Source organism: Bradyrhizobium sp. ISRA464 (assembly GCF_029910095.1).
Lineage (GTDB): Bacteria > Pseudomonadota > Alphaproteobacteria > Rhizobiales > Xanthobacteraceae > Bradyrhizobium.
Window position 1 is genome coordinate 2471032 of sequence record NZ_CP094526.1, and the last position, 13713, is coordinate 2484744.

14 protein-coding genes and 1 pseudogene are annotated in these 13713 nt (G+C 64.2%); 7 read left to right on the top strand and 8 right to left on the bottom strand.

Features of this window, described 5'->3' with window-relative positions:
• Positions 1-8 precede the first annotated feature (8 nt).
• The 3 genes from trpS to MTX19_RS11575 all read right to left on the bottom strand — a co-directional run bounded on the left by trpS (position 9) and on the right by MTX19_RS11575 (position 2163).
• A complete protein-coding gene (trpS, locus tag MTX19_RS11565) occupies positions 9-1010 on the bottom strand; it encodes a tryptophan--tRNA ligase (protein WP_280983697.1) in 1002 nt (333 codons plus the stop codon).
• Positions 1011-1222: 212 nt separating this feature from the next.
• On the bottom strand, positions 1223-1957 hold the full coding sequence (locus MTX19_RS11570; protein WP_280983698.1) for a 3-oxoacyl-ACP reductase family protein: 735 nt from the start codon (positions 1955-1957) through the stop codon (positions 1223-1225).
• Complete coding sequence (locus MTX19_RS11575) at positions 1954-2163, bottom strand: hypothetical protein (RefSeq protein ID WP_280983699.1); 210 nt, start codon at positions 2161-2163, stop codon at positions 1954-1956. The genes MTX19_RS11570 and MTX19_RS11575 overlap by 4 nt, the downstream gene beginning before the upstream one ends.
• Here MTX19_RS11575 and MTX19_RS11580 point away from each other — a divergent pair.
• From MTX19_RS11580 to MTX19_RS11595, 4 genes are all read left to right on the top strand, one after another.
• The gene (locus MTX19_RS11580; RefSeq protein ID WP_280983700.1) at positions 2156-2569 is read left to right on the top strand and encodes a DUF3830 family protein; all 414 of its coding nucleotides are present in this window, start codon (positions 2156-2158) and stop codon (positions 2567-2569) included. The two genes, MTX19_RS11575 and MTX19_RS11580, sit on opposite strands and share 8 nt — an antisense overlap.
• A 1-nt stretch (position 2570) precedes the next feature.
• Positions 2571-3509 carry an allantoinase PuuE gene (gene puuE / locus MTX19_RS11585; protein WP_280983701.1) on the top strand — a complete coding sequence of 313 codons (939 nt, stop codon included), beginning with the start codon at positions 2571-2573 and terminating at the stop codon, positions 3507-3509.
• Between the two features lie 273 nt (positions 3510-3782).
• Entirely contained in the window at positions 3783-5042 is a 1260-nt protein-coding gene (locus MTX19_RS11590; RefSeq protein ID WP_280983702.1) for an allantoate amidohydrolase, read from the top strand.
• A 357-nt stretch (positions 5043-5399) separates the two neighbouring features.
• On the top strand, positions 5400-5621 hold the full coding sequence (locus MTX19_RS11595) for a hypothetical protein (RefSeq protein WP_280983703.1): 222 nt from the start codon (positions 5400-5402) through the stop codon (positions 5619-5621).
• Here the strand turns inward: MTX19_RS11595 and MTX19_RS11600 are convergent.
• Positions 5569-6540, bottom strand: a complete 972-nt coding sequence (locus MTX19_RS11600) for a LysR family transcriptional regulator (RefSeq protein WP_280983704.1) — start codon at positions 6538-6540, stop codon at positions 5569-5571. The genes MTX19_RS11595 and MTX19_RS11600 overlap by 53 nt on opposite strands.
• Positions 6541-6626: 86 nt before the next feature.
• Between MTX19_RS11600 and MTX19_RS11605 the strand changes: the two genes are divergently transcribed.
• The 3 genes and pseudogenes from MTX19_RS11605 (at position 6627) to MTX19_RS11615 (ending at position 9491) form a co-directional block, all read left to right on the top strand.
• Positions 6627-7688, top strand: a complete 1062-nt coding sequence (locus MTX19_RS11605; protein ID WP_280983705.1) for a putative sulfate exporter family transporter — start codon at positions 6627-6629, stop codon at positions 7686-7688.
• A gap of 27 nt (positions 7689-7715) precedes the next feature.
• Positions 7716-8232, top strand: a pseudogene (locus MTX19_RS11610) (isochorismatase family cysteine hydrolase); the annotation flags it as partial.
• Between the two features lie 155 nt (positions 8233-8387).
• Entirely contained in the window at positions 8388-9491 is a 1104-nt protein-coding gene (locus MTX19_RS11615) for a hypothetical protein (RefSeq protein WP_280983706.1), read from the top strand.
• A gap of 46 nt (positions 9492-9537) precedes the next feature.
• On the opposite strand, the gene MTX19_RS11620 is transcribed toward MTX19_RS11615, so the two are convergent.
• The 4 genes from MTX19_RS11620 to MTX19_RS11635 form a co-directional block, all read right to left on the bottom strand.
• On the bottom strand, positions 9538-10362 hold the full coding sequence (locus tag MTX19_RS11620; protein WP_280983707.1) for a carbohydrate ABC transporter permease: 825 nt from the start codon (positions 10360-10362) through the stop codon (positions 9538-9540).
• Positions 10359-11297: a sugar ABC transporter permease gene (locus MTX19_RS11625; protein ID WP_280983708.1), complete on the bottom strand. Its 939-nt coding sequence runs from the start codon at positions 11295-11297 to the stop codon at positions 10359-10361. Before MTX19_RS11625 ends, MTX19_RS11620 begins: the two co-directional genes overlap by 4 nt.
• Positions 11294-12619, bottom strand: a complete 1326-nt coding sequence (locus MTX19_RS11630; RefSeq protein WP_280983709.1) for an extracellular solute-binding protein — start codon at positions 12617-12619, stop codon at positions 11294-11296. Before MTX19_RS11630 ends, MTX19_RS11625 begins: the two co-directional genes overlap by 4 nt.
• A 223-nt stretch (positions 12620-12842) precedes the next feature.
• The gene (locus MTX19_RS11635) at positions 12843-13697 is read right to left on the bottom strand and encodes a VOC family protein (protein WP_280983710.1); all 855 of its coding nucleotides are present in this window, start codon (positions 13695-13697) and stop codon (positions 12843-12845) included.
• Positions 13698-13713: the final 16 nt, after the last annotated feature.

Genomic DNA, 13713 nt, shown 5'->3' on the forward strand with positions numbered 1-13713 from the left:
TTGCTGCGTCACAGCTGGAACAAGCCGAGCCCCTCCATCACGTCGCGCTTGGTGCGCTCCGTGATCCCTCTGCCCTTCAGGGTTCCGCGCCTGATGATATCGACGACGTGATCGGGATCTGTTGCCAGTTCGGCGCGCCGCGCCCGGATCGGAGCGATTAGCCCCTGCAGAATGCCCTCCAGACGCCGCTTGACGGTGGTATCGCCCAGGCCGCCGAGCCGATAGCGCGCCTTCAAATCCTCGACGGCATCGTGATCGTCGTCGAACGCGTCGAGATAGGTGAAGACGACATTGCCCTCGACCTTGCCGGGATCGGTGACGCGCAGATGATCGGGATCGGTGAACATCGCGCGCACGGCGGCCGAGATCTCATCGGGCGAGGCCGAGAGAGGAATAGCGTTGCCGGCGGACTTGCTCATCTTTGAACGTCCATCAATTCCTGGCAGCCGCCCCGCGCGCGGGATGATCGCCTGCGCTTCGGGCAACAGCTCGCGGCCGGCCAGCGCGTTGACACGGCGAACGATCTCGTTGGTCTGCTCGATCAAGGGTGCCTGGTCCTCGCCGACCGGAACGATGGTTGCGCGGAAGGCGGTGATGTCGGCGGCCTGCGCCGCCGGATAGCAGAGGAAGCCGGCCGGTATGTCGCGCCCGAAACCACGCGCGCGGATTTCATCCTTGATGGTTGGATTGCGCTCGAGCCGGGCGACCGTGACGAGGTTGAGATAGAGCATCGACAGTTCCGCGAGCGCGGGAAGCTGCGATTGCAGACAGATCGATGTTCGGGCCGGATCGATGCCGACCGCAAGATAGTCCAGTGCGACCTCGATGACGTTGTTGCGAACCTTGCCGACGTCATGGGCATTGTCGGTGAGCGCCTGCATGTCGGCGAGCAGCAAGAATTGCTCGTGCGTTTCCTGAAACGCGAGCCGGCTTTTCAGCGAGCCGGCGTAGTGGCCCAGATGCAGCGGGCCGGTCGTGCGGTCGCCGGTGAGAATGACTGGCTTGGTCACGGTATCTCCATTCGGTTGGAATGGGACGCCGCATTGCGGGCTGGATGACATGAAAAAGGCCGCCCGATGCAGCGGCCCCGAAAAAGCATGAACGCGTTCGGCCCGCCTGTCAGAAGGCGTGCCACCAGAAATTGGCGATCAGGATCGAACTGTTCATGCCGCAACGCGTAGGGCAAACCGGTGATGCGGTCAAGACGGCAAGGAGACGTGCGCTAGTTGAACGCCATGCCGCCGCTCATCGCAATCGTCTGGCCGGTCATATAGGGATTGTTGACCAGCAGCATCACGGCCTGCGCGACCTCTTCGGAGGTGCCGAAACGTCCCAACGGAATCCGGCTGACCAGCGCGGTCTGCCCCTTCATCATGTCGGTCTCGATCAGCGACGGCGCGACGGCGTTCACCGTGATGCCTTCCTTGACGAGCCGCGCGGCATAGCCGCGGGTCAAGCCTTCGGTGCCGGCCTTGGATGCGTTGTAATGCGGCCCGATCGAGCCTCCGCCGCGCGCCGCGCCGGAAGAGATGTTGACGATGCGGCCCCACTTCTTGGTCCGCATCATCGGCAGCACGGCCTGCGTGCACAGGAAAACCGATTTCAGGTTCACCGTGATGGTGCGGTCGAAATCCTCTTCCGTGAGATCGTCGACGCCCTTGACGATCGCGATCCCGGCATTGTTGACGAGGATGTCGATCGGGCCGAGCTCGGATCTCGCGCGCTCGACCATGTCGGCGACGGCAGAGGCTTCCGACACGTCGGCGCCGATCGCGACAGCCCGGCCACCGGCCGCGGTGATGCCCTTCGCCAGCGTCTCGGCCTCGGTTGCACGCTCGCGATAGTTGATCGCGACCGCGGCGCCGGCTTCTGCCAGCATCTTGACGATCGCCGCGCCGATGCCGCGCGACCCTCCGGTCACGAGCGCTACATGTCCGTGCAGGCTGCTTGTCGTCATCGCGGCACCTCCTTCGCGTGTGCTTTCAGGCTCGCAAACCGCGCTGCGCGGCGCAATGCAACCTTGCTCAAATCTGCGTTGCAGGCCTGTTCTGCCGCGAAAAACCCGGTCTGGCGGCCGGAATCGGCCTTGCTTCCGGCGCGGGCCGGCGGCAATGGTGGAGACATCATTCCCGCAAAGGCCACCCACGAGAGATCGATGAGCAAACTGATTGTCCGCGCCGGCGAGTTCACCTTTGACGCCCGTTTCGAGGAGCAGCTCGCGCCGAAGACGGTCGCCGCCTTCCGCAAGGCGATGCCGTTCGAGAGCCAGGCGATCCATGTCCGCTGGAGCGGCGAGGGCGTCTGGATGCCGCTCGGCGATCTCGATTTCGGTGTCTCCTACGAGAACCATACCAGCTACCCGGCGCCGGGCCAGATCATCCTCTACCCCGGCGGCATCAGCGAGACCGAGATCCTGCTCGCCTATGGCGGCGTGCATTTCGCCAGCAAGATGGGCCAGCTCGCCGGCAACCATTTCATCACCCTGACCTCGGGGCTGGAGAACCTCACCGCCTTCGGCAAGACCGTGCTCTGGAAGGGCGCGCAGACGATCCGCTTCGAGGAAGTGTGATGTGACCGAGCCCCGCTATCCGCGCGATCTCCGCGGCTATGGCCGCAATCCGCCCGATCCGAAGTGGCCGGATGGGGCGCGGGTTGCCGTGCAGTTCGTGGTCAATTTCGAGGAGGGCGGCGAAAACAACGTCCTGCATGGTGACCGCGCCTCGGAGGCGTTTCTCTCGGATGTGCTCGGCGCGCAGCCCTGGGTCGGGCAACGCCACGCCAATATCGAATCGATGTTCGAATATGGCTCGCGTGCGGGCTTCTGGCGGCTGTGGCGGATATTCACCGAGCGCAAGATGCCGGTCACGGTGTTCGGCGTCGCGATGGCGCTGAAGCGCAACCCGGACGTTGTCGCAGCGATGCAGGAGGCGGGCTGGGATATCGCAAGCCACAGCCTGCGCTGGGTCGAGCACAAGGACATGTCGGAGGCCGAGGAGCGCGAGGAGATCGCCCGCGCCATCGCCGTCCACACCGAGGCGACCGGCGTGCGGCCGCTCGGCTGGTACACCGGCCGCTCCTCGATCAACACGCTGCGGCTGCTGATGGAAGCCGGCGGCCTGCGTTATCTCTGCGACTCCTACGCCGACGATCTGCCGTACTGGATCAAGGCTCCGGAAACCGAGCCGCATCTGGTGATCCCCTACACGCTCGATGCCAACGACATGCGCTTCGTCAACCCGCAGGGCTTCGGCGGCGGCGACGAGTTCTACACCTATCTGAAGGACAGTTTCGACGTGCTCTATGCCGAGGGCGCGACGTCGCCGAAGATGATGTCGATCGGCCTGCATTGCCGGGTGGTCGGCCGCCCCGGCCGTGCTGCCGCGCTGATGCGCTTCCTTGACTATATCCAGAAGCACGAGCGGGTCTGGGTGCCGACCCGGCTTGCGATCGCCGAGCACTGGCACGCCCATCTGAAGCATCTGGCGGACAATGCGTTTGAGATCGGATAGCATGCCATCGGTGCGAGCGCGGTCGCGTCAGTGTGTCGCGAGTGTTCCAAGCCGGGAAACGTCATCGTACGCAATGCTGAGCAGCCTACCAGCCGGCGGTGTGTGGGCGAGGCCTCTGTCGGGACGGCGCGAGACCAGCGAATTGCCGGCCGGTGAATCGAACCGGGCGTACCGCTTGGTGAGACAGCGTAGCGGCCTTGCGAGCCGGGCGATTGGCGCTGAGTTCGGACCAACGGGATCGGCACGGTCACGCACAGGACGAGTATGAGCGAGATGAGTACAGCAGCCGGAAGCGAGCGGTCATCGCTCGGCGAAGAGATCGTGGCGCGGATCGATGCGCTCGCTGCGATCTCCGAAACGCCTGAGCATCTGGCGCGGATCTTCCTGACCGAAGAGCACCGCAAGGCCGCCGATCTGATCCTGTCGTGGATGCGTGAGGCCGGCATGAGCGCGCATCTCGACGCGATCGGCAATGTCTGCGGCCGCTACGAGGGCGAGCGGCCGGACCTGCCGTGCCTGATGGTCGGCTCGCATTACGATACGGTGCGCGATGCCGGCAAATGGGACGGTCCGCTCGGCGTCATCACGGCGATCGCCTGCGTCGCTAATCTGAACCGGCGTGGCAAGCGGCTGCCATTCGCGGTCGAGGTTGTGGGCTTTGCGGACGAGGAGGGTGTGCGCTTCGCCTCGACCCTGCTCGGCAGCCGCGCGGTAGCCGGCACGTTCGACGAGAGCGTGCTCAACACGTGCGACCGCGCCGGCACATCGATACGTGATGCGCTGATCGAGTTCGGGCTCGATCCCGATCACATCGGCAAGGCGGCGCGCGCCCGCCGCGAGCTGCTCGGCTATGTCGAGTTGCACATCGAGCAGGGGCCGGTGCTGGAAGAGAAGGGATTACCTGTCGGCGTCGTCACCGCGATCGCGGGCGCGACCCGGCTCGTGGCCAACCTCACCGGTGTCGCCGGCCACGCCGGCACCGTGCCGATGGCGTTGCGGCGCGACGCACTGACCGGTGCGGCGGAATGCATCGGTGCGATCGAGGACTTCTGCAAGGCCGACAAGGCTGGCCTCGTCGGCACCGTCGGCTGTATCAGCGCGATGCCGGGCGCGACCAACGTGATCCCCGGAAAAGTCTCCTTCACCATGGATATCCGCTCGCAAAGCGATGCGCATCGCGAGCGCGCGGTGGCCGATATCTTGCAGCGGATCGAGGCGATCGCAAAACGCCGCGAGCTGACGCTGCAGGTCGATGTCACCCATGATAACCGCAGCGTGCCCTGCGCGCCGTGGCTGACGTCGCAGATCGCCGACGCCGTCACGGCCGAAGGCTTTCCCGCGTTCGAGCTGCCGAGCGGCGCAGGGCATGACGGCATGGCGATGGTCGATATCGCCGATATCGGCATGATCTTCGTGCGCTGCCGCGGCGGGATCAGTCACAACCCGGCCGAGCATGTCGAACTCGCCGACGCCGAGACCGGCGCGCGGGTGCTGCTGCTCTTTATCGAGAACTTCCGGCCGCAGCCGGCCTGAGAAGTTGTGCACCGTCGCAGTTCGTCATCGCGAGGCGCGATAGCGACGAAGCAATACATCTGTCCAAGCTTGCGGACAGATGGATTGCTTCGCGGAGCCTGTCATCGGGCGCGCGGGCGCGCGACCCGTTGGCTCACAATGACGGCGGAAAGGCAACGCACGTGGTCCCACGCCGTTCGCTGCTAGCCGCAGGACCGGGCCTGGATCGGGCATTTTCGGGCGTCGGAGAAGGAAACTCTCCTCCGGCCTCGTCGCGCAAAAGACCCTTCCAACCCGCCCGCGCAAAAGGCATTGCGCTACCCTTGCTTCCGCACCCGTTGTCGCGACATCTTCAGGGTATCCCAGATGGTCGCAACAATGAGCCAATCCGCATTCGATCCCTTCGGCGAGCCGGTCCCCGCAATCGATCCTTCGATCGCGAGCGGTCGCACGTCGAATTGGCTGAAGACGGCGGGCACCAGCGTGTTTTGGGCGCTGGTCGTCGGCATCGTGCTGGCGCGCGCCGTCTACTTCGAGCCCGGCGTGTTCAGCTTCGAGCATGCCGTTGCCTGGGCGCAGGGTCTGTTCGCCGCACTTTGAGCGCCGGCTTGCGCGGCGCCATCTTCGCGGCTTGCGTCTCCCGAATGATCCCTTCGAACGCAACCGCCGCCGGCACCTCCAGCCGGCCGGGCGATTTGAGCTGCCACAGCGTGCGCTCGATGTGGACGCCCTTGATCGGGATCACCTTCAGTTTTCCAAGCCTGACCTGATCGTCGATCGTCGCCATCGATACCATCGCCACGCCGACGCCTGCGGCCACCGCCTGCTTGATCGCCTCGGTGCTGCCGATTTCGAGTGTCCGTTGCGGCTCGACGCGGTGGGCGGCAAACGCCTGCGCGACCACCTCGCGCGTCCCTGAGCCGGGCTCGCGCACGATCAGGATCTCGTCGTTGAGCAGACGGATGTCGATCGGCCCTGCGGCTGCCGCGAAGCGGTGGTCGGGGCCTGCGATCAGGCCCATCACGTCGGTGCGCCAGGCCGCGCTGGTCAGGTTCTCGTCTTCCACGGGACCCTCGACGAGGGCGATCTCGATTTCATGCCCCAGCATCAGTGCGGCGATGTCGCTGGTGTTGGCGCTGACCACGTGCAGGTCGATACCGGGAAAGGCGCGGTGAAAGATGCCGAGATATTCCGGGATCATGTAGGTCGCGATCGTCGTGCTGGCGCCGATCCGCAGCGAGCCGCTGTCGAGGTTGCGCAGCGCCTGCAACTCGTCCTCCGCGGCCCGCTCGGCCGCGAACAGCGTTTCCGCATGCCGGGCCAGCGCGGCGCCCTCCCGGGTCGGGCGCACTCCCTTGGGCGTGCGGTCGAGCAGGCGGCAGCCGACCTGCAACTCGAAATCGCGCACACCCTTGGAGATCGCCGGCTGGCTGATGTGCAGCAGGTCGGCGGCGCGGGAGAAACTCCCGGTCTTCGCCACGGCCGCGAACAGGCGGAGGAGATGCAGGTTGAGGGACATAACTTCTCTCTATCGGGGCAATCCGAAAAGATATTAGCCAAAGAGCGCGCGATGGCGCATAAAATCTTCTCCGAAAAGGAGATCTCGTGCCGGAACCATCCAACGATCAGGGGCAGAAGCAGGACCCGCTCAAGCGGGCATTCCACCTCATTCCAGGCATCCTCCTCTGTGGAGTGATCACGGTCATCTCGCTCGGCGTCCAGGCCGCGGAGGAGCGCATCTTCGACCATCCCTATATCGAGGCCCTGGTCGTTGCGATCCTTCTGGGCATGGCGGTGCGCACCGTTTGGCAGCCATCGGAGGGCTGGCGCTCCGGCATCGCCTTCAGCGCCAAGCAGTTGCTCGAGGTCGCCGTGATGCTGCTTGGCGCCTCCATCAGCTTCGCGGCCATCGTGGCGTCGGGCTATCTCCTGATCAGCGCGATCGCGGTGACCGTCGTCATCATGCTGGCGGTGAGCTATGGCCTCAGCCGGATGCTCGGGCTCAAGGCAAAGCTCTCCGTCCTGATCGCTTGCGGCAATTCGATCTGCGGCAACTCCGCGATCGCGGCCGTTGCCCCCGTGATCGAGGCCGACGGCGACGACATCGCCTCATCGATCTCGTTCACGGCCATTCTCGGCGTGCTGATGGTACTGGGCCTGCCGCTGCTGATTCCGCTCTTGCAGCTCTCGGCCACGCAATACGGCATCCTGGCCGGGCTCACGGTCTACGCCGTGCCGCAGGTGCTGGCGGCGACGGTTCCTGCCGGCATCGTCAGCACGCAGCTCGGCACGCTGGTGAAGCTGGTGCGCGTTCTGATGCTGGGCCCGATCGTGGTCGGCCTCTCGCTGTTCGTCGCGCGGCGTCGCAGGCGCAAGGCGGACGCCACCAGGGCTGTGTCGATCAGCCCGTTCAAGCTGGTGCCCTGGTTCATCATCGGCTTTCTGGTGCTCGCCGCGCTGCGCTCGCTCCAGCTCGTGCCCGACATCGTGATCGCGCCGGTGACGAAGACCGCGGCGATCCTCACCGTCGTCTCGATGGCAGCGCTCGGGCTCGGCGTCGATGTGCGCGCGCTCTCGACTGTCGGAGGGCGGGTGACGGCAGCGGTCACGCTGTCGCTGCTGTTGCTGCTCGGCCTGAGCATTGGGCTGGTGCATTTCTTCAAGTAGCCGGGCAATGCCGCCGCCGGATTGTGGCCGATCGCCTCCGTCCTGCGCGCCGCGCGCGATGCCGGACTGCTCGTGATCCACACGCGCAAGGGCCATCTGCCCGATCCGTCCGACGCGCCGCCGGCCAAGGTCGAGCGCGGCGCGCCGTCGCTGCGGATCGGCGATCCCGGTCCGATGGGACGAATCCTAGTCCGCGGCGAGGCGGGGCACGACATCATTCCTGAGCTCTATCCGTTCGACAGCGAGATCGTGATCGACAAGCCCGGCAAGGGTGCGTTCTACGCCGCCGAGTTCGGCGATATCCTGCAGAAATACGACATCGAGAACCTGCTGGTCTGCGGCGTCACCACCGAGATCTGCGTCAACACCACCGTGCGCGAGGCCAACGACCGCGGGTTTCGCTGCGTCGTCATCTCCAACGGCTGCGCGTCCTATTTTCCGGAATTCCATGAGATGGGCCTGAAGATGATCAAGGCTCAGGGTGGCATTTTCGGTTGGGGGCACTCATTCCGAGGCGGTGCTAGAGGCATTGCGGGCGGCGTAAGCTCGCTCCTGAGAAATGCGGTGCACCATCGCCTTCGCGGTCGGTCGGCCTTTCTGTTGATCGTCCTGCAGGCACAGCTCGTGTCGGCGTGACTCTCCACATCGACTCCTGATAGCGTCCGGTCCGTTTTCTTGGTTCCGTTCAAAGACTGGTCGATGTCAACATTCAACAATGCGCGCGGCCTTTTCTGGATCTTTGTTGCCTCCGATCAAGGATCAGCGCACGCCGATATTCCACCGATCCATAACTATCATGAGGCCATCAAGGCGGCGCAGGCGTTGGATCGCAAGTACGGCCACAAGCGGGCCATCTGTCTCTCCGAGAGCGGGACCTTCAGATCGAACAACAAGCCGCGAACCGAATTCCTGGAGATATGGTGGAATTCCGCGTGGAATGACGAGCGAGAACTGAAGACTCGCGGCTACGGCTTCTATGTGCCGGAAGTCGGCAGGAAGCGATGGGTCGAATATGAGCCGGAACTCGGCGCAGGCCCACCTGACGAAGATTTCGATCATGACGAGATCAAGCCGCCGCTCGATCCGGTCGGGCATTTCCTGGTCATGGACAGGGTCGACGACGATGAGCCGGTCTGGACCGAATTTTTCGATTACGACGCGGCCCTGTCTCGCGCGAAGGACCTGGCTCGAGACTCGACGCGGCGCGTGTCGATCTATGAATGGGCGCGGTTCAGGCTCGATGGAGAAGACAAGCACGAGACGATCGAGTTCTGGTGGAACGACATGCAGAATGATCTCAACTGCTCTCCGCCAAAGACGAGAGGAATTGGACTGGTCTATCGCGAGGATAAAAGTCCGGTCTTTGTGAAATATGTGCCGTCACTTCCTGATGCCGACGATGAAGAGGGAGACGTCGAAGACAACATCGAGGAGGATCACGACGAAGCGGAGTACGTGAAGACGCATTGCGAGGAGTGTGGCAAGCGAATGCCGCTCTACGAGAAGCATGAGTACCGCTATGAGGAGCAGGTCGGCCGCTCGTCTGGACGGAGCCGCTTCGGCACGTCATCCCGCCGCAGGTCCTCGTCAGGCGGTCGCGCCTCATATTCGTCGGGCTCGTCCGCGTCCTATACAACCGGGCAGACCTACTATGCGACGCGTACGCTCGTTCTCTGCAAGGACTGCTACGACGCATATGTCGAAGCCGACAGATGGACGCTCGGTGATTGGCTCGCCGTCATCTTCGGCGCAGCCGTATTGGTCGTCGGCGGTATCATAGCCTGGAGCCTGTTCAAGCACTGACCGATGGTCGAGATCGGTCGGTGGCCGGGACGGATGACGTCTGTTATCACCCGCCCTTCACTGCACCCGCGGTGAGACCGGCGACGATCTGCCGCTGCGCCATCACGGTGAGCAGCAGAACCGGTGCCGTCACAATCAGCGCGGCGGCGGCGAGCGGGCCCCAGCTCAACTGGTCGAACGAGATCATGTTGTAGACAGCGACCGGCAGCGTGCGCGTCTCGCGCCCGGCCAGCACGATACCGAACACGAAGTTGTTCCAGGAGAAGATCACCGCAAGGATGAAGGCGACCGCAAGCCCCGGCTTGGCGATCGGCAGCGCGACATGGCGGAACACCTGCCAGCGCGTGGCGCCGTCGATCAGGGCGGCTTCCTCGAGCTCCAGCGGCGTGGTCTCGAAATAGCCGATCATGATCCAGATCACGATCGGCACCGTGACCACGAGATGGATGATGATCTGCGGCACCAGCGTGCCGAGCAGGCCGAGCCACTGGAACAGCAGGAACAGCGGGATCAGGTAGGACAGGCCCGGCGTGATGCGCGCGATCAGGATCACGATCGCGGATTTATGCGCGGCCATCCGTGCGATGCCGTAACCGGCGGGCACGCCGACCAGCATGGCGAGCCCGGTCGCAGAGCCGGTGACGATCAGGCTGTTGACGAAGTAGGTCAGGAAACGGTTGGAGGCGAGCACGTCGGCATAGTTCTTCCAGGCGAAATTCTCCGGGATGAACACCGGCGGATAGGCGGCGTTGTCGATCTCGAATTTCAGCGACAGCGAGGCCATCCAGAGGAAGAACAGGATCGCCGGCGAGACGATGACGAGCACCGACAGCCACAGCCCGATCCGCCCGAGGAGCTGACGCGGGTTCATGCGCCGCCTCCAACCTCTGCTGTCCACAGCATGCGCTTGCGCAAATAGAGCAGGAGGGCAGCCAGCGCGACGATCAGGAGGAAGAACACCACGGCGATGGCAGAGCCGTAGCCGAGGTCGTAATAGACGAAGGCGACGCTGTAGAGATAGACGTTGATGGTTTCCGACGCCGAACCCGGTCCGCCTTGCGTGATCGCGAAGATGATGTCGAAGCTTTTTACCGCATCGATCATGCGGATCATGCCGGCGATGAACAGGAACGGCATGATCAGGGGCAGGGTGATGAAGCGGAACACCTGCCAGAAACTGGCGCCGTCGATCTGCGCGCTCTCGTAAGGCTCGGTCGGGATCGCGGCGAGGCCGCCGAGCACGATCAGCATGACCAGCGGCGTCCACTGCCAGGTCTCGACCAGCACCAGCGACGGGATCACCGTGGTCGGGTTGAACACCCAGAGCTGCGGCGGCAGGCCGACCAGCGACAGCAGATAATTGAGCACGCCGAGCTGCGGGTGGAACATCATGGTCCAGACCAGCGCGATCGCCACCGGGGTCGCCATCATCGGCATGATGAAGATGCCGCGCAGGAAGCCGCGGGCGGCGAACTTCTGGTGAAACACGATTGCTGCCAGCGTGCCGAAGATCAGCGGCAGCAGCACCGACAGCGCGGTGTAGAGCAATGTGTGCCCGACCGCCTCGACGAAGCGCGGGTCGATCGGCAGCCTTAGGTAATTCGCGAGCCCGACGAAGGTGGTCGGCGAGCCGACCTTCCATTCGTGCATGCTCATCCAGATCGTGAATACCCACGGGAAGATGATCACCGCCAGCACGACGATCAGTGCCGGGATCACGAACGGCCAATAGGACGGCGGACGCCATTCACGTTCCGGCGCGGCGTCCTCAGCCGCAGCCGGAGAGGCTTGTGTCACCAGGCTCACGCTTTTTCGCTGCGCTCCAGGATGGGGCGGAACTGCGCGTGTGCCTTCTTCAGCTCCGTTGCCGGATCGGCGCCCGACAGCGTCGCGGTCAGCGCGGCGCCGACGATGTCGCGGAATTCGGCGACCGGGATCACCACGGGCAGGCCGAGCTTCGAGATCTTGGCGGAGTCGATCACCGACTGGAGCCATTCCTTGGGCATCTTCACGCCCTTCTGGACCTCGGGATTATTCAGGATCGAGTTGCGGAACGGAACGCCGCCGCCCGCCTGCAAGAGCCGCGCGCCCTGCTTCTTCGAGACCACCCACTGGCACAGCAGGTAGGCCGCCTCCTTGTTCTTGCTCGCCGCGGCAATGCCGATACCGTCGCCATAGGTCGCCGAATACTGTCCCTTCGGTCCGGCGGGCACCACGGTGTAGCCGACCTTGCCGACGATGCGCGAGGCCGTGGGGTCTTCCAGCGGCGGCGCCCAGCCGACGCCGTCGATCCACATCGCCGAGCGCCCTTGCGTGAACGAAGCCATCGATTCCATCCAGTTGAAGCCGGCGACGCCGGGGGGCGCAACCTTGGTCAGCAGCGTCTGATAGAGTTTCGTCGCGGCGACCGCCTCGGGCCCGTCGGTCAGGATGTTGCCCTTGCCGTCCAGAAACTCGCCGCCGTAGTTGAGGAAAAAGTTGGTCCACAACGTCATGTTGGCATTGCGCAAGCCGCGCCCGACAAAGCCGTAGATGCCGCTCTTGGTGTCGGTGAGCTGTTCCGCAGCCGTGACCATCTCGTCGAGGGTCTTCGGCACGGCGATGCCTTTCTTCTGGAACAGCTCCTTGTTGTAGTAGAGGATGAAGTAGTCGACCGACCACGGCAGCGACAGCATCTGCCCCTTGTCGTTCTTGGCGTATTGCAGCCCGGCCGCGGAGAAGTCGCTCTCGACCAGGTCGGGCGTGGTCAGGGTCGGGTCCTTCATGTAGCCGGACATGTCGGCGAGCCAGCCGGCCTTCTCGAACTGCCGCTTCTGCACGTGATAGCTCAAGTGAATGACGTCGAAGCTCGGCTTCCCGGATGAAAGCTCGATCACGCATTTCTGGCGCTGCTGCTGTTCGGGGATCTGCTCCGACTCGACCTCGATGCCGGTGAGCTCAGTGAATTCCTTGATGTACTTCTGGAGATTGTCGCCGCGTGGCCCCTTGGCGAGGATCACCTCAAGCTTGGTGCCGGCATATTTCTTCCAGTTCACCTCGGCACGCGCCGGACGGCCGGTCAGTCCAACCGCACCGACGGCGGCCGTGCCGGCCAGGACTTGCCGGCGCGAGATCAGGTGATGCGTCATGTTTCTCTCCCCAATGACGATTCTTGTTTAGGAGAGATACTAGCGCCTGCGCGTCGTCTGCCTAGAGCATTTTCCGTTTTGATTGGATCAGGACCGAAGCTGTAGGTTCTTGTTTTGATGCGTTTTCTTCACGCGAACCGGTGCGCATTTCGCTTGAAAGATGCCTTAGACCCAACATGCGCGACGCGGCAGCATGACCGCCGCGTCGCGCATGTCACGGTTGCTACGCCTGGACGAAGGCGAGCAGGGTGCCGTTGGCCGCAGCCGGCGGCACGCAGATGCTGCTGCCGCTGCTCACGCCGGTCCCGCCCAGCGCCGTCTTCGTCGCCGCGAGATCGGCTGCGATCACCAGGCCCGCGCCGCCGCGATCGGGGAGGCCGTCCAGCGAGACGCCGGGATAGCGCTTGCCGAGCTGGTCCTTGCTCAGGAAGACGAAGTCGGCGCGATCCCCGCCGGAGGGCACCGCAACCGCGCCGTCGGCCTCGTTCCTCACAGCGACATCGATCATGTCAGAGAGATGCGCCGCATCGGTTGTCGGGTCCGGCGAGACGATCAGCACCTGCCTGAGGCGTTTTGCCCCATTGGCGTGCGTCATCAGCTCGGGAATCCACACCGTCTCCCGCGTCTTGTGCTGGCAGGCGAAGATGCGGACGCCGCCGGGCGCCTCCGCGGTCGGCCACTGGAAGGTGCGGAATTTTGCCGCAGAGACCGTGCCGTTCGGCAGCGTCACCGGACGCTCGAAATCGGTCGGCCCGATCGGCGCATAGCCGCGGGCGCGGATCTCCTCGGCGCCGGCGGCCGAATCCACCGCGGTGAACGCGATCCGCTCGATGCCTTCGCCGCGCTTCTCCAGGAAGGCACGCGCCGGAGCATTATGTTCTGTCGGCGTCAGCACGCCGAGCAATTCCATATAGTCGGGATCGAACATGATGGTGTAGTTGCCCGATCCCATATGCGCGCTGTGGGTGCCGCGCGGCGACACGGTGAAGCCGAGCCGCTTGTAGTTCTCGGCGGCCTTGTCGAGGTCCTTCACCATGACCACGGCGTGATCGATTCCGATGACGTTCTTGAGTGCCACTTCTTGTCTTTCCCCG

What these genes read in the sequence shown, in the direction of transcription:
- MTX19_RS11570 (WP_280983698.1), bottom strand. Translation starts at nt 1,957, where the DNA reads ATGACGACAAGCAGCCTGCACGGACATGTAGCGCTCGTGACCGGAGGG.
- MTX19_RS11580 (WP_280983700.1), top strand. Translation starts at nt 2,156, where the DNA reads ATGAGCAAACTGATTGTCCGCGCCGGCGAGTTCACCTTTGACGCCCGT.
- MTX19_RS11590 (WP_280983702.1), top strand. Translation starts at nt 3,783, where the DNA reads ATGAGTACAGCAGCCGGAAGCGAGCGGTCATCGCTCGGCGAAGAGATC.
- MTX19_RS11595 (WP_280983703.1), top strand. Translation starts at nt 5,400, where the DNA reads ATGAGCCAATCCGCATTCGATCCCTTCGGCGAGCCGGTCCCCGCAATC.
- MTX19_RS11600 (WP_280983704.1), bottom strand. Translation starts at nt 6,540, where the DNA reads ATGTCCCTCAACCTGCATCTCCTCCGCCTGTTCGCGGCCGTGGCGAAG.
- MTX19_RS11615 (WP_280983706.1), top strand. Translation starts at nt 8,388, where the DNA reads ATGTCAACATTCAACAATGCGCGCGGCCTTTTCTGGATCTTTGTTGCC.
- MTX19_RS11620 (WP_280983707.1), bottom strand. Translation starts at nt 10,362, where the DNA reads ATGAACCCGCGTCAGCTCCTCGGGCGGATCGGGCTGTGGCTGTCGGTG.
- MTX19_RS11630 (WP_280983709.1), bottom strand. Translation starts at nt 12,619, where the DNA reads ATGACGCATCACCTGATCTCGCGCCGGCAAGTCCTGGCCGGCACGGCC.